Origin of the sequence: Geofilum sp. OHC36d9 (genome assembly GCF_052400685.1) — a bacterium.
In the GTDB taxonomy this organism is placed as follows: Bacteria; Bacteroidota; Bacteroidia; order Bacteroidales; family Marinilabiliaceae; genus CAZHHH01.
Genome location: NZ_JBQTGJ010000002.1, coordinates 388484 through 410315 on the forward strand (window position 1 = coordinate 388484; position 21832 = coordinate 410315).

Here is a 21832-nt window from a genome sequence, read left to right on the forward strand (position 1 = left end):
CGCATGGCCACCGATGATTTTCGCACCTCCGTAACAATAAAAAAAGCGGATGCCTCAATTTCTGTCAATTCCGGCGTCTTATTTATGGGATCCTGTTTTGCCGAAAACATTGGCAACATCATGGCCGCAAACCGATTCCCTGTGCTTATAAACCCGCATGGTGTTTTGTACAATCCCTTTTCTATAGCCACATCACTCAAACAAATACTTGCCAATACCCCCATCAACGAAAATGAACTGTTCTTTTTAAACGATTTGTGGCACAGCTTCATGCATCACGGCCGTTTCAGCCAACCTGAAGCTGCAGAAACGGGGCGACTGATTAATGAAGCCACTAACCGGGCTCATCAATTTATACAAAAATGCCGCTTCATTGTCATTACCCTAGGCACAGCCATGGTTTATGAACACAAAGAAATAGGCCGAATCGTCGCTAATTGCCACAAATTTCCGTCACAAACATTTAACCGCTATCGACTTAACATCGATGAAATAACAACCGAATTAAAAGAATCAATAATTAGCCTCAGATGGCTCAATCCAAAAATCAACATTATTTTATCGGTAAGTCCTATCCGGCATCTTAAAGATGGTGCCAATGGCAACCAATTAAGTAAATCCACATTGCTACTGGCTGTTGACAGACTCACCGCTCTGTTTGAAAATGTATCGTACTTCCCGGCTTACGAAATCATGATGGACGAATTACGCGACTACCGGTTTTATGATGCAGGAATGACCCATCCATCTGACACGGCGATAAAATACATCTGGAAACGCTTCTCCGAGACGTACCTGACAAACGACGCCCGGTCGTTTGCTCTGGAAGCGGAAAAAATTGCCAAAGCACGTCATCATCGGCCCTCGAATGTCAACACACCGGCTTACCGCGATTTCCTTTTTAAGGCCCTTGAGGCCACCAACTCTCTCTCTCAACGCTACCCGGAAGCTTTACTCGAAAATGATAAAGAGTGGTTCCAAACCCAGCTCAATCTTCTGTCGTAATGCAGTTATTAAAGTTATTACTACTTTTATTACAGCCCTTAACAAATTTTACAAAAGCCTGAATGCCTTTAATTTAGAGGCATTCACTTGTTTGTTCTCTAAATTTAACAGTCCTTAAGTTTTTTAGGACTTTATATTTTTCATAAATAAGATTATTTTACGGCATTTGCTTGTCTTTTGTGCCAGATATGCCTAATTTAAACCATTAAAATCATTGACGAAAAATCAAAACCGGCTGCAATAAAATGGATAAATTAGGGACAAGTCGTCGCCAATGAAATGACACCATCAATTTAACCGGTTTAGGATCGTCGAAGCCTGACTATTTTCATAAATTCTGATTATGGCATATTTAAACCTCAACAAATCTCAACTTGTCAATCTGGAATATTCGCTTTACCGCGAAATGTTGAGGACCAACAGAGCTGGCTCATACTCCAGCACCACGGTCACGGGTTGCAACACCCGAAAATATCACGGCATGTTAGTCTGTCCCATTGAGCATTTCGATGGCGGACACTTTGTATTGCTCTCATCTCTGGACATCTCGCTGGTACAACATCAACAAATATTCAATCTGGGCATCCACAAATTCCAGGGTAATCATTATGAACCCAAAGGGCATAAGTATCTCACAGAAATCGACATGGACACCACTCCCAAAAGAGTTTACCGTGTAGGCGGAATGGTGTTATCAACGGAATTACTCATGTCTGAGACACAGGAACAAGTCCTCCTGCGAGTGACACTTGAGGAAGCACACTCCGACACTCAAATACGTTTTAAACCATTTCTGGCTTTTCGGAATGTACACGATCTGACACGCCAAAATATGATGGCCAACACTCGCTGTGAGGCGCTGCCCAATGGCGTCAAAATAAAAATGTACCAGGGCTTTCCCTATTTGCACATGCAGATTAACAAAGAAAATGAATTTGTTCATGTGCCCGATTGGTATCGCAATATTGAATACATCAAGGAACAACACAGAGGCTATCCTTACAAAGAAGACCTGTTTGTTCCCGGCTATTTTGAAATGGCAATTAAAAAAGGGGAATCCATCATTTTTTCGGCTTCCACAACTGAGGCAAAACCCGCTGGTTTAAAAGCCAAATTTACCCGCGAACACAATAAAAGAATTCCACGTGACACATTGTTGCACAATTTATTGAATTCAGCTCAACAATTCATCCAGAAACACGGCAAAAGCTATCGCCTAACAGCCGGCTTTCATTGGTACAACGAACGCTTACGTGATACGTTGGTGGCACTTCCTGGCCTCATGACCTATCAGGAAGACAAGGAGCCATATCTAAACATCCTCGATCAGGCTGTTAAAGACATACGCCATATTTACCTGGCCGAAAGTGAAGCCGGACTTCGTCCTTGCATCAAAAATATTGATGTACCACTATGGCTGTTTTACACCCTTCAGGAAGTAAAAACAATGTTTCCTTCCATGAATATTTGTGCACGATACGGCGACGCCATGGAAGAAATCATTGAATATATACTCAGGCTAAAAAACGGCCCTATATCCATTGACGATTCGGGTCTGTTATGGACCAAAATGGACGGAATCCCCATGACCTGGATGGACGCCATTGTAGACGGACAGCCGGTAACCCAGCGGCCCGGGTATGTGGTTGAAATCAACGCACTCTGGTATAACGCTCTGGTATTTTATAAAGAGCATTGTGAACAACAACAAAAGGATTCCTTAAAGCTATCCGCTCTCATTGAAAAAATAAAGACGGCTTTCGTCGAAAAATTCTGGAATGAACAGGGCAGCTACCTTTTTGACTATGTTGATGGCGATTATAAAGACGCCAGTATCCGGCCCAACCAGATATTGGCAGTTGCACTACCCAATTCACCGCTTGACATTGAACAACGGAAAAGAATTATCGATGTCATAAAAAAAGAATTACTGACCCCCAGGGGCCTGCGAACACTTTCGCCATCTTCCCCATTTTATCAGGGACTGGTGGAAGGCCCTCAAAACCAACGCGACAAGGCACTGCATCAGGGTTCGGTTTACCCCTGGCTGGCCGCCTTCTTTGCCGAAGGCTACTTGTCGATTTATAAAGAAAATGGCGTGACATTAATCAAAAGAATGCTCGACGGTTTTGAACAGGAAATGGGCAATCACTGTCTCAGCACCATATCTGAATACTTCAACGGAAACCCGCCTCACCAGGGAAAAGGCGCCGTAAGTATGGCCTGGAATGTGGCCGCAGTCATTCGTATAATAAAAATCATCGATAAATACAGTTAAGCTATGAGGGTGCTAATGTTCGGGTGGGAATTTCCACCTCATATATCAGGAGGCTTAGGAACAGCCTGCTACGGACTCACCAGAGGGTTATCACACATCCCTGGTTTGGAGGTTACATTTGTTGTGCCCAAAGCCTACGGCGACGAAGACCTGTCGAAAATGAATCTGGTAGGAGCCAACAATATCAAAATTAAAAAAAGAACCCTCAGATACCGACATTTTCAAAAAACACTCAACTATATTGAAGTTCACTCAAGACTTATTCCCTATCTTGACCAGGAAGAATTTTGGAAGCACACCCGTACCTCCTCACAAAATCAAACGGAATTACTTAATGTAAATGAAAACGGGAAAGTTAATTTCTCCGGAAAATACGGAGCCAACCTCATGCAGGAAATACGCGACTATGCGATAGTGGCCAACCTCATTGCACAGGATAACGACTTCGACATAATACATGCCCACGACTGGCTAACCTATCCTGCCGGCATTGCAGCCAAAGAAGCCTCCGGCAAACCACTGATAGTTCATGTACATGCCACCGATTTCGACCGCAGTGGCGGAAGCGTCAATCCAGCCGTCTATGAAATTGAAAAACGCGGACTGGAAGCAGCCGACAGGGTCATTACCGTCAGTAATTTAACCCGCAACATTGTTATTGAAAAATATGGTATTTCGCCCGACAAAGTTGTCACGGTTTATAACGCCGTTGAACCTTTGGACGAAATAAACAAACAAAAATTAAAAAAAGGGGTCAACGAAAAAATCGTCACCTTTCTGGGACGCATTACCATGCAAAAAGGCCCTGAATATTTTATTGAAGCAGCACATCGCGTTATTCAAAAAATGGACAATGTTCGTTTCGTGATGGCAGGTAGCGGCGATATGATGGAAAAGATGATTCGACGGGCCGCACAACTCAAAATTACACACAAATTTCATTTTACCGGTTTTTTACGTGGCGAAGAAGTATTCGAAATGCTGGCCATGAGCGACTTATACGTCATGCCATCGGTATCGGAACCCTTTGGCATCAGTCCGCTTGAAGCCATGCAAAGCAATGTACCTGTTCTCATTTCGCATCAATCAGGCGTAGCTGAAATATTAACCTATGCCATAAAAACCAACTTTTGGGATGTGGATGCCATGGCTGACGCTATTTACGGGATACTTAACTACCCGGGCATGGCACGTATGTTCGTCAACCATGGAAAAACAGAAGTGGAAAATCTTAAATGGGAAAATTCAGCACTCCATGTCAAAAAAATTTACGATCAGGCATTACAAAAAATGGCCATTCATTAGCCAACAGGCACCATTAATATTAACTGGGACAAAGCCAGTAAAACCGACAAAACATCCGCATTATGAAGACTATATGTTTCTATTTTCAGGTACACCAACCATTCCGGCTTCGTCGTTACCGTTTTTTTGATATCGGTAACGACCATTACTACTACGATGACTATACCAACGAACGAGTGATGGCAAAAGTAGCCGAGCGCTGTTACCTCCCTACCAATCGCCTGTTACTTAAAATGCTCAAACAACATAAAGGTCAGTTTAAAGTTGCATTCTCCATATCAGGACTGGCTATTGAACAATTTCTGATGTATGCGCCTGAGGTTTTAAAAAGCTTTCAGGATTTAGCCAAAACAGGGATGGTTGAATTTTTGTCAGAGACCTACTCCCACTCTTTGGTCTCTCTCGAAGATAATGTTGCCTTTTTATCGCAGGTACAAGCTCATTCCGATTTAATCGAGAAACATTTTGGGCAACGTCCAAAAGTCTTTCGTAACACCGAATTAATCTATTCCGATCGCATCGGACAGATGGTGGCCGACATGGGCTTTAAAGCAATTCTCACCGAAGGCGCAAAACACATATTGGGATGGAAAAGCCCAAATTTCCTCTATTGCAATGTTATCAACCCACGTTTAAAAGTCCTTCTTAAAAATTACAAACTCAGCGATGATATCGCCTTCCGGTTTGGAAATCACGACTGGTGTGAATGGCCGCTAACCGCCACCAAATTTATTGACTGGATTAAAAATACCGATAATCGAGAAGAAGTTGTCAACCTGTTTATGGACTATGAAACTTTTGGTGAACACCAGGATAAAAACACCGGAATTTTTGAATTTCTGGAAGCCATTCCCAAGGAGGCCTTAAAAACCAAAAAGCTCAGTTTTTCAACGCCTTCAGAAGTTGCGGATGTTCTCCAACCCGTTGCCGCCATCGACGTTCCTCATCCCATTTCGTGGGCCGACGAAGAACGTGACCTGACCGCATGGCTCGGGAATGAAATGCAACAGGATGCCTTCGGTAAACTTTATTCTCTTCTACCTAAAATAGCGGTTTGTAATGACGCCAAAATACTAAAAGACTGGAATTATCTGCAATGTAGCGATCACTTCTATTACATGAGCACCAAATACTTCTCCGATGGCGATGTTCATGCGTATTTTAATCCCTATGAAACGCCCTATGAGGCTTTCATTAACTATATGAACATACTCAACGACTTTTCAATCCGTCTTAATGCAGCAGTACCCAAAACCGATCTCGATCACGAATTGGCTAACCTGACCGAGCTATTATCGGATAAAGACTTAAAAATAAAGAAGCTGGAAGACGAAATAAAAAAACTCAGGAAAAGACGTACTTCAGCAAAACAAACAATACCTGCGAAATCTAAATCTCGCAAATAATCACTTAATTTATCGTTAAAACGATGCGCCTGATTCAACCCTCAATAAATTGTTTCTATTTATAACTATTTTGATTTTAATACAATGGATGATAACTACTTAACACCCGACTACCTTTTTGAAGTAAGTTGGGAGGTCTGTAACAAAATGGGTGGTATTCATACCGTTTTGGCCAGCAAGGCAAATACCCTGACCCAACAGTTTAAGGATAAAATGATATTTATCGGCCCCGATGTATGGCGTGGGCCCCACAAAAACCCCGAATTCATACCGGACGACAAACTTTTTGCCGACTGGCAAGCCGTCCTTTCATATGAAGGCATTCGCATTAAAACCGGACGGTGGAATATTCCCGGGAAACCCATAGTTATCCTGGTTGACTTTACCACTTTTATTCCTCAAAAAAATGAGATTTTATCCTATTTATGGGAAACTTTTAAAGTAGATAGTATTTCGGGCCAGTGGGACTATGTCGAATCGGTTTTATTTGGCTACGCCTCAGCCAAAGTCATCGAAAACTTTTACAAATTCTATCTTAATTTATCCGATAAAGTAGTGGCCCATTTCAACGAATGGATGACCGGGAGCGGCGCCTTGTACCTAAAAGATAAAATGCCTCCCATCGGAACCATATTTACCACGCATGCCACAACAATTGGCCGATCACTGGCCGGCAACGGGTTCCCCATTTACGATCAGATGACCAACTACGATGGCGATCTAAAAGCTCGGGAACTGGGTGTTGTTGCCAAACATTCACTGGAAAGAATGGCCGTTGCTAATGTCGATTGCTTCACAACCGTTTCAGATATAACGGCTAACGAATGCGCCCACTTTCTAAAAAGAAAAGTAGATGTGATAACCCCCAATGGGTTCGAAAATGATTTTGTCCCCGACGAAAAGAAATATCCTGAAAAAAAAGAAAAAGCACGCAGCGCCCTGCTTAATGTTGCATCGGCTTTATTGGGCTATACGGTGCCCAACAACAGCCTCCTGGTAGGCAACAGTGGCCGGTACGAATATCACAATAAAGGCATCGACGTACTGCTGGATGCCCTGAAACAAGTGAACGAACAGGAAAAAAACGACCGTGAAATTATCTGTTTTTTACTGATCCCCGCCAACAGTTATGGGCCACGTAAAGATCTCATCGACCGGCTTAAAGAAGGCAAATACGACGGTGAAATGACCAACCCATGGCTTACCCATGGTTTAAACGACATTGGTTACGACCCGATTATCAATAAACTTCAGGAAATCCATCTTAACAACTCTGCCAACGATAAAGTCAAATTAATTTTTGTGCCCAGTTATTTGAATGGAAACGACGGCATCTTTAATATTCCATATTACGATTTACTCATCGGTATGGACATAACGGTATTTCCATCCTATTACGAACCATGGGGATATACTCCACTTGAAAGTATTGCCTTTGGAATTCCAACCATTACAACCAATCTGGCAGGTTTCGGAATCTGGGCCATGCAATATAGCTCTTCCATTTTAGACGGAGTAGCCGTGGTGCAGCGTAACGACAGCAATTACATGGAAGTATCCGAAAACATTGCAAAAATAATTGAATCTTTCGCAGCACTTCCTGACGACAAACTAAGCACAGCCCATCAAAAAGCGTCCGATCTGGCCGACAAACTGGAATGGGACAATCTTATTCAAAACTATTATCATTCATACGACATTGCATTGAACGACGTAAATAAACGACGCGATACCTTTAGCGCCATTCAACAAGAACAAAAAATCAAAATAACTCCCGCTTTTGACTTATCACCTGCCTGGAAAAAACTGGTGGTTAAATCAAAACTCCCCAAAAAATTGCAACCGCTGAGTAAATTAACCCGCAACTTATGGTGGGCATGGAATTATCAGGCGGTAGAGCTGTTTGAATACATTGATGAGGATATCTGGCGAGAAGTTCACAAAAATCCGGTTCAACTTCTTGAAAAAGTATCATATAAACGTCTTTCTGATCTCGAAAACGACAACGTTTTTCTGGAACAACTGCAACAGGTAAACGAAACATTTACCCGGTATATGGAAACGCCTTTTCTGGAAGGCCCATCTATCGCTTATTTCAGCATGGAATATGGCCTGAGCGATGTGCTAAAAATATTTAGTGGCGGGTTGGGAATTCTGGCCGGCGATTATCTTAAAGAAGCCAGCGATAAAGGGGTTAACATTGTTGCCATTGGCTTGATGTACCGCTATGGTTACTTCAGGCAAACACTTACCGTAAACGGCGAACAGACCGCGCGTTATGACGTACAGGAATTCTCAAAATTACCCCTTGAGCAAGTCAGAGACCAAAACGGTATGCAACTATTAATCCATCTCGACTTACCCGGCCGGGACGTGAAGGCTGCTGTATGGAAAGCTCAGGTTGGACGTATCCCATTGTATTTATTGGATACTGACATTCCCGATAACATGCCGCAGGACAGAGAAATAACACATATGCTGTATGGAGGCAACTGGGAAAACCGTTTAAAACAAGAAATATTACTCGGCATAGGCGGGGTCCGACTGCTTTCACAGCTAAATATAAAACCTGATTTGTACCACTGTAACGAAGGCCATGCTGCTTTAATCAATGTGGAACGATTGGCAAATTTTGTAGAAGCCCGCTATAGCTACGCCGAAGCCCTGGAGCTGGTTAGAGCCTCATCGTTGTTCACCACGCACACGCCGGTACCTGCCGGTCACGACAAATTCGAAGAAGATTTGTTCAGAGTTTACATGCGGCACCTTCCCGACCGACTCAACATTTCATGGAATGATTTCATGGATTTGGGCCGGGAAAAATCACAGCCTGACGAAAAATTCTCCATGAGTGTGCTGGCTGCCAAAACATCACAGGAAATAAATGGTGTTAGTTGGTTACATGGCGAAGTCACAAAAAAAATGTTCCGTCACCTCTACAAAGGCTACTTCCCCGAAGAACTATTCATTAAATACGTAACCAACGGGGTGCATTATGGCACCTGGACGGTATCCGAATTCCGTAAATTGTATGAAAGCACTTTCGGGGATAACTTTTTACAAGATGTTTCTGACACCACGAAATGGGAAAAAATATACGATGTCTCCGACGATCAAATATGGAATGTACGTAAAGAACTGAAGCGAAAACTGATAGACTACATTCGTCAACGTATGGGCACCGGCATGGTTGAACGCCATGAAGACCCCTCGCACATCGTGGAAGTACTTGATACCATACGCGAAGATGCACTCACCATTGGTTTTGCCAGACGGTTTGCCACCTATAAACGCGCTCACCTGCTCTTCAAAGACCTTGAACGACTGAATGCAATAGTAAACGACCCCGAACACCCGGTTCAATTCATTTTTGCCGGGAAAGCACATCCGGCCGACGGCGCAGGTCAGGACCTCATCAAACACATTGTAGAAATTTCGAGACGCCCTGAATTTGTAGGTAAAATTGTGTTCCTCGAAAACTATGACATGGATTTGGCCAAACGCCTGGTCAGTGGAGTCGACGTATGGCTCAACACCCCAACCCGCCCCTTGGAAGCATCGGGTACCAGTGGCGAAAAAGCCGAAATGAATGGTGTCCTGAATTTCAGCGTACTTGATGGCTGGTGGTACGAAGGCTACAAAGAAGAAGCCGGCTGGGCCCTTACCGATAAACGAACATTCGAAAATCAGGATTTTCAGGATGATTTAGATGCAACAACGATTTACAGTATCCTCGAAAATGAAATAATTCCACTCTATTTCGATAAAAATGACACGGGCGTTTCCTCCGGTTGGGTGCGGTATATCAAAAACTCCATCGCACATATTGCGCCGGAATTCACAACCCGCAGAATGATCAATGATTATGTGAAGCGCTTTTATGACCCCATGTATGAACGATTGCAGGGACTCATCGACAACGACTACCGCCAGGTGCGGGACATAGCCGCATGGAAAAGAAGGGTTCTTGCCGGATGGGATTCCGTCGAAGTGGTGTCGCTCTCAATACCCGACATTGGTGTCAAAGAGCTGGGGATTGGGGAAGATTACTACATCGACATCACACTCGATCAAAAACGTCTAACCGGTATCGATCTCGGACTCGAAATTGTTATCGCTGAAGCCAACGACGATGAATTTCCGCCCATTGTTCACATCGAACCGTTTAAAATAGTGAAAAAAGAAGGCTCCATCGTCTCTTACAAACTCGATTATAAATTAAATCTACCCGGAGTCTTCAAATTTGGTATTCGTTTGTTCCCCAAAAATGACTTACTGCCACACAGGCAAGACTTCAACCTGATAAGATGGCTTTAATGCAACAGTAATAACCTGAACATCCCGCAAATCAGACTGATTTGCGGGATGTTTTTTTCCCCTTTCAGAATTTATTTCCTTCATTAAAAAGGGCGTAATGTCCTAAATTAGTTGGACGGATTTAACCCACTTTTACTTGAACGAAATACAAACATCGCAATGGTTTTAAAAACAAACTGATTGTTATTTTTAAAATGTGATGGCTTTAAGAAGTTATCCCTGCTTCGGTATACGCCTTTTGCATAATGTACTGACTATACTGCCTTTATTTAGGTTCTAATATTCTTACCACATTATATTACCATGTCTTTGTTCGTACTTTTTTTATGCGCCAAAATCAGATCCGTTAATGACTCTGCTCTATACTTCTCAGTTGCCAAAAAACCAGTTGCCACACCACAATTAGCCAAAACAAACAGATACTCATATCCATTTATTATCTTTGACTAAATGAATGAAGCAACAATGAATTCAAAGACCAATAAAAATCTTAATCGTTGGAAGCTAAAAACCTATGAAATTATCTTCAAAGCAGATACGCCATGGGGCAAACGATTTGACATTATCCTTCTATCTGTCATTCTGATAAGTATTGTACTGGTGATGATTGAAAGTGTTCCATCGTACCAATCGTTGTACGGGGAACCACTACGTCAGGGCGAATGGATTATTACCATCCTGTTTACAATAGAATATATCCTTCGAATTGTGAGCTCTCCCAAACCATTAAAATACCTCTTCAGTTTTTTGGGGATCATTGATTTTTTGGCCGTCATTCCGACCTATCTGGGCCTAATCGTTCCCGATGCACAGGCCCTGGCTGTGATTCGTGCTATCCGGCTGTTACGGATATACCGTATCCTCAGGCTTTACCACTTTCTTCGCGCCGGGCGTCTGCTCATCCTGTCACTTCAACGCAGTGCCCGCAAAATACTCATCTTTATGATGTTTGTTGTCATACTCGTTATCCTGCTGGGCAGCATAATGTATGTTATAGAAGGCGGCGAAAACGGTTTTTACAGCATCCCGCTGAGCATATACTGGGCCGTTATTACCCTGACAACCGTTGGCTATGGCGATATTGTTCCGGTTACCGCTTTGGGAAAATTCATTTCAACATTTATCATGCTATTGGGATACAGCATCATAGCCATACCAACCGGCATTGTTTCGGTGGAAATGTCGCACACCTTCAACCAACCTCCCGAGGAACCACAAAAATGTCCCAGATGCGGCGAATCAAATCATGCCCCGGGTTCCAATTTTTGCCGCATTTGCGGCGCCCGACTCAATAAAAAATAAAACATTTGCTTAACCAATCACAAACAGGTATTGCAAAAAAACAAGACCGAAACGCGCAATTCTCCTTTCCCGCCAAAAAATCATACATTTGCACTACTATCATAAGATTCAGCCACTTTTGCTGAACCCCAAAAATTTAACGAACCATTGAAAACAACCAATAAAAAGAAAATCATCAACGACCCGGTGCATGGGTTTATCACCATCCCCGATGAGCTGTTGTTTGACCTCATTGAGCACCCTTTTCTGCAACGGTTAAGATGGATCAAACAACTTGGAATGACGCCATTAGTTTACCCAGGTGCTACACATACCCGTTTTCAGCATACCATAGGTTGCATGCACCTGATGAGTGCGGCCGTTGACACTTTGCGCCAAAAAGGACATGACATAACCGACGAAGAATCGCAAGCTGTTCATGCCGCTATTTTGATGCACGATTTAGGGCACGGTCCTTTTTCGCATGTTTTGGAATCGGCACTGGTTCAGGGCGTGCACCACGAGGATATATCTCTGCTATTTATGGAACGCCTGAACCAACAATTTAAAGGCGCGTTGACCATGGCAATCGACATATTTACCAACCGCTACCACAAACACTTCCTGCACCAACTGGTCTCGAGCCAATTGGACATGGATCGCCTCGATTATTTACGGCGCGACAGTTTCTACACCGGGGTTTCGGAAGGCGTCATCAGCTCCGACCGCATCATCAAAATGCTAAACATTCACAACGACCAACTGGCGGTTGAAGCCAAAGGCATCTACTCCATCGAAAAATTTCTCATCGCACGCCGACTGATGTACTGGCAGGTATATCTTCATAAAACAGCCCTGGTAGCCGAACGGATGCTCATCAATATTTTCAGGCGGGCGCGCTATATGGCCGGACAAAATCAATTACCTGCCACATCACCACATCTGGACTTTTTCTTAACGCAAAAATTTACAATTGATGATTTTCATCAAAACGAAGCCGTTCTCAACCATTTTGCCCTTCTGGATGATAACGACGTTATGAGCGCGCTCAAGACCTGGTCCATGCACCCCGATAAAATTCTTAAAACCTTATGCAGCGGACTCATTAACCGGCAACTGTTAGCCATCCAAATAAAAGATCATTCATTTACGCATGAGAAAATAGAAAAAATGTCGGCTAAAACCAAAATACTGTTGAACCTTTCGGACGATGAACCGGTTAACTATTTTGTATTCGCTGACACCATTTCAAATAATGCATACAGCGTGCACGACGATAAAATCAACATCCTTTACCGAAACAACAAGGTAAAAGATATTTCGGAAGCTTCAGATATGCTGAACTTGTCGGTATTAGGCAAAACTGTGAGTAAATATTTTCTCTGTTTTCCCAAAAGCATCCGCTAACAGGCGCTTATCTTTTTTTTAGTTAGATATTTTAGTAGTTTTGCACCAAAATTTTTCAGAATGGAATTTACCGCAGAGCAGATTTCCGAACTCATTCATGGTACTATTGAAGGCAATCCCAAAGCGATAGTCAGAGATGTGTCAAAAATAGAAGATGGTCGTCCGGAAACACTTACATTTCTGGCCAACCCCAAATACACACCTTTCATTTATACCACTGAGGCCTCAGTGGTAATAGTTAACCAAACATTTGAAGCGGAACATCCGGTTTCAGCCACACTTATACGTGTAGAGGATGCCTATGGCGCGCTGGCAAAACTATTACAGATGTATCAGGCGTCATTACCAAAGAAAACTGGAATTGAACAGCCTTCATTCATCGACAAATCGGCTTCATTGGGCGATTTTGTATATGTAGGAGCCTTTGCCTATATCGGCGAAAAAGTAACCATTGGAAACAATGTACAGATTTATCCGCAGGCCTATATCGGTGACGGTGTAACAATTGGCGACAACACCACAATTTACGCCGGAGCAAAAATCTATCAGGGTTGTAAAATTGGTTCAAATTGTGTTGTTCATGCTGGTGTTGTTGTTGGGGCCGATGGCTTTGGTTTTGCGCCTGGCGCCGATGGCCGTTATGAAAAAATCCCCCAAATAGGAAATGTCATTCTTGAAGACTATGTAGAAATTGGTTCCAACACCACCATCGACAGAGCCACTATGGGATCTACCATCATCCACAAAGGCACCAAACTTGACAACCTCATACAGATTGCACACAACGTCGAGATAGGCGAGAACTGTGTCTTTGCGGCACAAACAGGCATCGCCGGAAGCACCAAAATAGGCAACCATGTTATGTTTGGCGGACAGGTTGGTATCGCCGGACACCTAAAAATTGCCGACGGCGTCAAACTGGCGGCACAATCAGGCGTTTCAAAAAATATCACGAAAGAAGGGTCCGTACAAATGGGCTCACCATCGTTCGATGCCATGCATTACAATAAAGCCTATGTTGTATTCCGCAATTTACCTGATCTTCGTAATCGCATTTCAGACATCGAAAAAGAACTAAAAAAATAACTAAGTTTTAGAAACGGTCTCCGTTTCGCCTCAACTAAAAAAATATGACAAAGCAAAGGACTATTGCACAACCCTTTACCCTGCAAGGACCAGGATTGCATACCGGCGTCAATGTCACAATGACTCTCCAACCGGCTGAAGAGAACCACGGTTTCAAATTTAGAAGAACAGATCTGGAGGGACAGCCTATTATAAAAGCGTTGGCCGACAATGTGGTATTTACCCAACGAGGAACTGTACTACAGGAAGGTGACGCCAAAATAAGCACCGTAGAGCACCTCCTGGCCGCCCTGTCAGGCATGGGTATCGACAACTGCCTGGTTGACGTAGACGGCCCCGAAGCGCCCATCCTTGATGGCAGTGCTGCACCTTACATTGAAGCAATCAATAAAGCAGGTATTGTTGAACAGAAAGCCGAACGCGAATATTTCGAGATCCGGGAAAAAATGATGGTTGAAGATCCTGAAACCGGCAGTTACATCATAGCACTGCCCGACAACAGTTTCTCCGCCCAAATAATGATTTCCTTCGATCGCTCGTTACAACTTGCCAACCAGTTTGCGACTATCGAGTCACTGGATTCATTTGCAAAAGAGATAGCACCCTGCCGAACATTTGTCTTCCTTCATGAGTTGGAACCTCTCTTAAAAAACAATCTGATTAAAGGAGGTGATCTGGACAATGCGATCATCATAATAGATCGTCCCATGGAACAAAGCGAACTCGACCGGCTGTCAAAATTATTTAACAAACCGTCGGTAGAAGTGAAGCCTTCAGGAATACTTAATAATCTGGAATTACACTTTAATAATGAACCGGCCCGTCATAAATTACTTGATGTTATAGGCGATCTGACGCTTTGTGGCAGCCCCATAAAAGGGCGCATCATAGCCAACAAGCCAGGACATAAAATCAATTCAGAATTTGCCAAACTGCTTCGTAAAGAACTTCGTAAGCGACAGCTCAAAATTGACGCACCCGTATACGACCCCAATAAAGAACCTGTATTTAATATCAACGATATTCGCGCCATGCTGCCCCACCGGCCGCCATTTCTTTTAGTAGATAAAATCATCCATCTCAAAGAAAAATCTATTGTTGGCGTAAAAAACGTAACCATCAACGAACCTTTTTTTGTGGGCCATTTCCCTGAAGAGCCCGTAATGCCAGGCGTTCTGTTGGTAGAAGCAATGGCTCAGATTGGTGGAATACTTGTATTAAGTCAAATTGAAGACCCGCACACCTACAGCACTTACTTTCTGAAACAGGATAATATTAAATTCAGAAAAAAAGTGGTACCCGGCGACACCGTCATTTTCAAACTTGAAATGATGACCGAAATACGTCGCGGCGTGGCAAATATGAGGGGTATGGGATTTGTTGGCGACACCATTGTTGTAGAAGGCGAATTCATGGCACAAATTGCAAAAAACAAAGACTAAAGACTAACACAGAAATAATGAAGCAACCATTAGCTTACATTCACCCGGAAGCCAAAATTGCCCCAAATGTTGTTATTGAACCATTTGTAACCATCGACAAAAACGTTGTTATTGAAGAAGGTACCCGCATCGGCTCCAACGCAACCATATTAGAAGGAACTCGAATTGGTAAAAATTGCAATATATTTCCCGGTGCTGTAATAGGTGCCATTCCGCAAGACTTAAAATTTGCCGGAGAAGAAACCACCGTTGAGATAGGAAACAACACCACCATTCGTGAATTTGCAACCATCAACAGGGGTACAAAAGCCAAAGGAAAAACCATAGTGGGCAATGACTGTTTGCTGATGGCCTATGTGCACGTCGCGCACGATTGTGTGATCGGCAATCATGTAATACTGGTAAACAGTGTACAGGTAGCCGGAGAAGTTATCATTGATGACTGGGCCATTGTAGGTGGCACCTCGGCCGTACATCAGTTTGTACATGTAGGAGCTCACGTCATGATTTCAGGAGGTTCGCTGGTAAGTAAAGATGTTCCTCCCTTTATTAAGGCAGGACGCAATCCATTATCATATGCCGGAGTGAACTCCATCGGTCTGCGACGTCGTAATTTTACCAACGAACAAATCCGCGATATTCAAAATTGCTATCGTATGCTGTTCCAGTCGAAGATGAATAATTCCAAGGCCATTGAACGCATAGAAGCTGAGTTACCCGCGTCAAACGACAGGGATGAAATCATCTTATTTGTAAAAAGCTCACAACGAGGAATTATAAAAGGGTATCATCCCGAAAGTAAAGAAGAAGAATAATCCGATTATATAGAAAAAGAAAGGGAGTCTTACAAGACTCCCTTTCTTTTTAATTGATTGCTGTCACATTAAAAAATGAGACTTCAAACAGAAGCCTAATTTAAACCAAATTTTACTCATCACTATCCTGAACTCCCGAATCGACCTTATTCATAGGATTCGCCTTAAGCTCCTCGTTCATTTTTCGATTCTTAAACACATCAATTGCCATATAAACAGCAGACAGGAACGACTGCTCATCGGCTTTATTCTGCCCGGCAATTTCGTATGCCGTGCCATGATCAGGCGAAGTCCGCACAATGGGTAATCCGGCTGTAAAATTCACCCCGGAAGAAAAAGCCAACGTTTTAAAAGGCACTAACCCCTGGTCGTGGTACATGGCCAGAATGGCATCAAATTTACGCACCCCATCAGTTGCGAAAAAACCGTCGGCCGGAAAGGGACCAAAAGCCATGATGCCTTCGTCTTTTGCCGCCGTCAATGCCGGCTGAATCACCTCTTTTTCTTCCATGCCCAATAAACCATCATCGCCGGCATGTGGATTAAGCCCCAGCACAGCAATGCGTGGTCGTCTAATCACAAAATCATTCTTCAAAGTATCATTTAAGATGCGTAACTTTTCAAGAATCAAATCCTGACTAATATTTTGACTGATCTCTTTAACCGGCACATGACCTGTCACCACTCCAATACGCAGCCAGTCACTCACCATAAGCATCAGTGGTGTCCCGCTAAACGAGCTGGCCAAATATTCCGTGTGACCGGGGAAATTAAAGGAGGACGATTGAATCGCCTTCTTATTGATAGGCGCAGTAACCAACACATCCACCCCGCCATTTTTCAACTCTTCCACCGCTCGTTCCAATGCCTGAAAAGCTGCCAGTCCGCTTCCTTCGGAAGCCCGCCCCAATTCAACACGCACATTATCGTCAACACAATTTACAATATTGATGCGTCGCGGATGCGCTTCCACCCCCGATTTAATACTGTTCAGATTAATGGCCGGCAAATTAAGGGCTTTACGATGATAAGCAGCGACCTTTGAAGAGCCATAAATCACAGGAGTACAGACCTCCAGCATTCGAGGATCGGCAAAGGCCTTAAAAATCACCTCATAACCAATGCCGTTAACATCGCCATGCGTTATGGCTACTTTTATTTTTTCATTACTCATAATCAGCTATTTTAGGCAGAAAAAACAGGAATTTAAGATTCCTGTTTCAAATTTCCTTACAAATTTACATTAAAATGCCCTCTTAAAAAAAATGAGGCTTCTAATTTACCAGCGCCAAGAAAATCCGTCAGACATAAAAATTCTATACCATTAGGATATTTTGCCCTATAGATACGACACACACTCTACAATCGAACAAAAAGAAAAAATAAGCTGTTATTTCGATTGAGATTTCAAAAAATGATACAATAACCGAACCCCAACACCAGTACCACCAATACCACGATAATTGGCTTTATTCAAAACAAAAGCCGGACCTGCAATATCGAGATGCAACCAGGGGGCATCCACAAAATGCGACAAGAATTTTCCTGCTGTAATAGCACCCCCTTCACGCCCGCCTATGTTCTTTATATCAGCCACTTCCGATTTAATTAAATCGTCAAAATCGCTCCAAAAAGGAAACCATACCACACGCTCACAAACTTCGTTACCAACATCTGCCAACTTTCTCATAGTAATATCATCGGCAGTTCCCATCCCAACAGTGCCATGCTCACCCAGAGCAATGGCAGCATTACCTGTTAAAGTTGCGAGATCAATCACCAGACGTGGTTTATAGTTGGCCGAAAAACTCAAGGCATCGCCCAATATCAAACGTCCTTCCGCATCTGTATTCATCACTTCTACTGTAGTACCATTGTGCATTTTAATCACATCACCAGGCACAATGGCATTTCCGCCGGGACGGTTATCGGTCGCCGGGATGAGTCCAACTACATGTACCGGTAGCTTATTGGCAGCAATAGCCACAAAAGCACCAATGACAGCCGCAGCTCCCCCCATGTCGCACTTCATGGTATCAAGACTTCCGGGTGGTGTTTTAAGATTAATGCCACCTGTATCAAAAACAACACCTTTACCAACCAAAACGTAAGGCTCTGTATTGACTGCATTATCAGGATGCCACTCCAATACTGAAAAAGTTGGCGGATCAATGCTACCCTGATTCACCGCCATCAAACCGCCCATTTTCATGGCTTCAATTTTTGCTTTATTAAAAACCTCCGCTTTGAAACCATATTGATTGGCCAACGACATCACCTCACTACCTAACTTAACGGCATTAAGCGTTCCCACCGGTTCATTCACCAAATCACGGGTCAGATAAACCGCCTCACACACCCTGATAAGCTCCTCAATTTGCGAAGGTAATATTGCTTCATCCAATAACCCAACCTCAGGAAACAACGTTTCTTTAGTCGTCGTTTTATATTTTTCAAACGAATAAGCCCCTAACACCAACCCCTCGGCTAACGCCAATCCGGACTGAGGCAGGCCGGTGAGATTAACTACCTGAACCTGTTTAAGCCCCTCCTCCTTCAATTTATTCCAGAAAGCGGCCCCTTCGCGTCGCAGCCATTCGATGCGATCATTTAAAGACAATGACTGATCGGGCATTAAAACAGCCACCAACCGATTCAGACGATTAATAAAAAAACGTCCGTTCTTTTTATCGGCGGACTCTTTCCTGCGAATATAAACCACCTCAGCCTCCGACAAATCAGAAGACTTTAGTTGCGTCAAATCATTGACCAAAAAAACGAGACTCTTATCATCCGAAACATCTGATATTTTATCTATATAAAACGACATATCACCTATTGTTTTTTAATATATTCACGATACAGCACCTTTTTTATTTCACGGTGTATAATAAGTTCCGTTATCACTCGAGCAAAGGAACAATCCTTCATCTCACTTTCGTAGAGCAAAATATCTCTTTCTGAAATATCAATTCGATACAATAACCCCATAAACAGGGCATTATTTTGCTGCAATAACCGATCCACCTGCTGTTCCATCTGAACAACCAACTCATCATAAAATCTGTCTGCATTTCCTGAAAAAGACAACTCTATGTTAAAACTATTGAAATCCTTAATAATTTGTGCAGCAGTGGCTCGTATCAGCTCATCACGACGTGTAGCCTGAGCCAATTCTTCGCGGGTAAAAACAGGAATACTCATGACTTGGGCTTTTCATCGCCTGGAAACTTAACGGTATAGAGTAACGATTCCATTTGCCAAACAAAATTACGCTTTTTAGGTTCGTCGGGCAGATAAACATAAGAATCAGTTACGATAACTTTAGAATTTTCATAGTCGAGATGGGCAAACAGCACAAACGGGCCTCCCATCAGATCTCCCACCACTTTCCACAAACCACGCATTTCAACTGTATAATGGCCATTTACTTCAAGCACTTTATAAGTTACGGGCACCTGATATTCGGTGCTCATATAAGAACCATCACTGGGACCGGGAACATTGACATGTAACACCGAATCGCGTTTATTAAGAAGATATTCCTTCGTCAACACATTCTCGCCATGATAGTCGAATGAATAAACCATCAATCCCTGACTCATAGTAGGTGTTTCATTTGACAGCCAGGTGAAAGTATCAGTCATCTTTCTAATTTTCAAAATATTCGGAATAATCATATCCAGGCCCCATTGCTTGCCCACTTTATCGGCCAACTGGGCATCTTCATACCTATCGTAGTAATTAATAGACCGTTGCCGTTCAGCTTTTAGCAAAAATGCCAGTATTTTATATTGATTTTCGTCAACCAGCTCAATAAACCGCTCCGCTGTTTTAGCATTTATCTGCACCATGGCCTGTCCTTTGGCGTAAGTATCACCCTGACGGTAACGAACGCCTTCTTCCTGAACATCCTCGCCCACATTTGTGATAACGATATTACGAAACGTACGAATATTATCGGTAAATGCACGGTGCGGGGTTATTGAAAGTTTAAAAATAGGCTCAATCTGCGGTAACCCTTCCATCGGTTGCATCAAAACAGCTTTGATAGAATCACCGGCAGGGCTGTTACGCCATTTGTCATCCATAACCATTAAAACCTCACCCATAGCACCAGAGATATTGGGTTTCAACACGGATTTATCCTTACATCCTCCTGCCAGCAAAGACAAGAACAAAGCGATTATTAATACATTTTTTTTCATGAGCTTGATGGTATTAAATTAGAAACTGAAGAAATACAAATTTATGTATTTTATAGCAATAAAGACAAAGTCTTAATTTGTCTGTTGGTTCACTTTCCCAATCCAGTCGTTTGCCAAAAAAGTCTCAACGCCCTGTTTTTCCCGATAGATGACCAATAATTGTCCGGCCTCCAGATGCCGCGTTGTCAGATTATTCCATTTCTGGACATCTTCCACTCTAACATGGTACTCCATGGCGACCTTATGAAAAAACTCTCCAGGCCTAACCTTGTGCATAATTTTTTCACGATTACCAGTAAAACCAATGGGTTTGACTGCCACCGGCGGGTGGTTTTCCTGCTCAAGTAGTGTTCTATGACGTAGAAAAAGCATGACCTTATCACGCGGAATCACAATCTGAACTGGTTCCTTAACCACAGGAATAAAACGTTTGGTATACAAGGGATTTAAAGCCGTCAATGTTTCAACCGGCACACCTATTAACGATGACAACTGCTGCATAGACACACTCTTCTCCAAAAAAACGAAACCCAAATCATCATAATTAAAGGATTGTTTTATTGGTATAATATCATAATGCATATAAAAATTCATGGCAAAATTCACCGCAATAAAAGCTGGTATATAACCTTGTGTCTCCGCTGGCAGAAACGACCGGATGGCCCAAAAATCATGGACACCCCCTGCTCGTTCAATGGCGTCATTAACAACGGCAATTCCGCCATTGTACGCTGCCATTACCAAATTCCAATCCTGAAAATTATCGTACAAGTACTTCAAATAACGACAGGCGGCATCGGTTGATTTAACAGGATCGCAACGCTCATCCACATACGAATCCACACGCAAATTAAACAACCGCGAAGCCTGGTAAAGAAACTGCCACAACCCTCTGGCCCCGGAGGAAGACTGCGCCGTTGGGTCTAAAGCGGACTCCACAACAGCCATATATTTTAACTCTTGCGGCAAACCATACTTATCGAGATATTCTTCAAACAGTGGAAAATATAATTCGGCACGACCAATAATTTCGGCCAAATGATCTTTTCGTTGAATGGTATAAACGTCAATATAGGACTGAACGCGATCATTATAAACCAACGAAACCGGTGTTTTTCGATCAAGCATCTCAATGGCATCAGCCACTTGTTGACGATTAAGGGGTTGCGACACCACAGCCAATTGTGCCGACAAAAACATCGTCGTCATCACACACCAGCCGATATAAAATTTGTGTAGCCGCATTCTAAATATCATCATAAAATAAAAGCCCAGTGATCTT

15 protein-coding genes are annotated in these 21832 nt (G+C 43.0%); 10 read left to right on the forward strand and 5 right to left on the reverse strand.

What is annotated here, in order from left to right:
• The first annotated feature begins 3 nt into the window (after positions 1-3).
• From ACT3CD_RS04365 to lpxA, 10 genes are all read left to right on the forward strand, one after another.
• The gene (locus ACT3CD_RS04365) at positions 4-1005 is read left to right on the forward strand and encodes a GSCFA domain-containing protein (RefSeq protein ID WP_444643302.1); all 1002 of its coding nucleotides are present in this window, start codon (positions 4-6) and stop codon (positions 1003-1005) included.
• 343 nt (positions 1006-1348) lie between these two features.
• Positions 1349-3283 carry an amylo-alpha-1,6-glucosidase gene (locus tag ACT3CD_RS04370; protein WP_444643304.1) on the forward strand — a complete coding sequence of 645 codons (1935 nt, stop codon included), beginning with the start codon at positions 1349-1351 and terminating at the stop codon, positions 3281-3283.
• Between the two features lie 3 nt (positions 3284-3286).
• Positions 3287-4588, forward strand: a complete 1302-nt coding sequence (locus ACT3CD_RS04375) for a glycosyltransferase family 4 protein (RefSeq protein WP_444643306.1) — start codon at positions 3287-3289, stop codon at positions 4586-4588.
• A gap of 62 nt (positions 4589-4650) precedes the next feature.
• Complete coding sequence (locus tag ACT3CD_RS04380; protein ID WP_444643308.1) at positions 4651-5994, forward strand: glycoside hydrolase family 57 protein; 1344 nt, start codon at positions 4651-4653, stop codon at positions 5992-5994.
• Positions 5995-6078: 84 nt separating this feature from the next.
• On the forward strand, positions 6079-10311 hold the full coding sequence (gene glgP, locus ACT3CD_RS04385; RefSeq protein WP_444643309.1) for an alpha-glucan family phosphorylase: 4233 nt from the start codon (positions 6079-6081) through the stop codon (positions 10309-10311).
• A 450-nt stretch (positions 10312-10761) separates the two neighbouring features.
• Positions 10762-11613 carry an ion transporter gene (locus ACT3CD_RS04390; protein ID WP_444643310.1) on the forward strand — a complete coding sequence of 284 codons (852 nt, stop codon included), beginning with the start codon at positions 10762-10764 and terminating at the stop codon, positions 11611-11613.
• 147 nt (positions 11614-11760) lie between these two features.
• Positions 11761-12999 (forward strand): HD domain-containing protein, encoded by a 1239-nt coding sequence (locus ACT3CD_RS04395; RefSeq protein WP_444643311.1) that lies wholly within the window; start codon positions 11761-11763, stop codon positions 12997-12999.
• A gap of 60 nt (positions 13000-13059) precedes the next feature.
• Positions 13060-14085, forward strand: a complete 1026-nt coding sequence (gene lpxD / locus ACT3CD_RS04400) for a UDP-3-O-(3-hydroxymyristoyl)glucosamine N-acyltransferase (RefSeq protein WP_444643312.1) — start codon at positions 13060-13062, stop codon at positions 14083-14085.
• 44 nt (positions 14086-14129) lie between these two features.
• On the forward strand, positions 14130-15527 hold the full coding sequence (locus ACT3CD_RS04405; RefSeq protein ID WP_444643313.1) for a bifunctional UDP-3-O-[3-hydroxymyristoyl] N-acetylglucosamine deacetylase/3-hydroxyacyl-ACP dehydratase: 1398 nt from the start codon (positions 14130-14132) through the stop codon (positions 15525-15527).
• A 17-nt stretch (positions 15528-15544) separates the two neighbouring features.
• On the forward strand, positions 15545-16342 hold the full coding sequence (gene lpxA, locus ACT3CD_RS04410) for an acyl-ACP--UDP-N-acetylglucosamine O-acyltransferase (protein WP_444643315.1): 798 nt from the start codon (positions 15545-15547) through the stop codon (positions 16340-16342).
• A 112-nt stretch (positions 16343-16454) separates the two neighbouring features.
• On the opposite strand, the gene pdxA is transcribed toward lpxA, so the two are convergent.
• From pdxA to ACT3CD_RS04435, 5 genes are all read right to left on the reverse strand, one after another.
• A complete protein-coding gene (pdxA, locus tag ACT3CD_RS04415; protein WP_444643317.1) occupies positions 16455-17516 on the reverse strand; it encodes a 4-hydroxythreonine-4-phosphate dehydrogenase PdxA in 1062 nt (353 codons plus the stop codon).
• 216 nt (positions 17517-17732) lie between these two features.
• Positions 17733-19172, reverse strand: a complete 1440-nt coding sequence (locus ACT3CD_RS04420) for a leucyl aminopeptidase family protein (protein WP_444643318.1) — start codon at positions 19170-19172, stop codon at positions 17733-17735.
• A gap of 5 nt (positions 19173-19177) precedes the next feature.
• Positions 19178-19546, reverse strand: coding sequence for a hypothetical protein (locus ACT3CD_RS04425; RefSeq protein ID WP_444643319.1), 369 nt, complete (start codon positions 19544-19546; stop codon positions 19178-19180).
• On the reverse strand, positions 19543-20550 hold the full coding sequence (locus tag ACT3CD_RS04430) for a DUF4837 family protein (protein WP_444643320.1): 1008 nt from the start codon (positions 20548-20550) through the stop codon (positions 19543-19545). Before ACT3CD_RS04430 ends, ACT3CD_RS04425 begins: the two co-directional genes overlap by 4 nt.
• 72 nt (positions 20551-20622) lie before the next feature.
• Positions 20623-21810, reverse strand: coding sequence for a transglycosylase SLT domain-containing protein (locus ACT3CD_RS04435; protein WP_444643322.1), 1188 nt, complete (start codon positions 21808-21810; stop codon positions 20623-20625).
• Between the last annotated feature and the right edge of the window lie 22 nt (positions 21811-21832).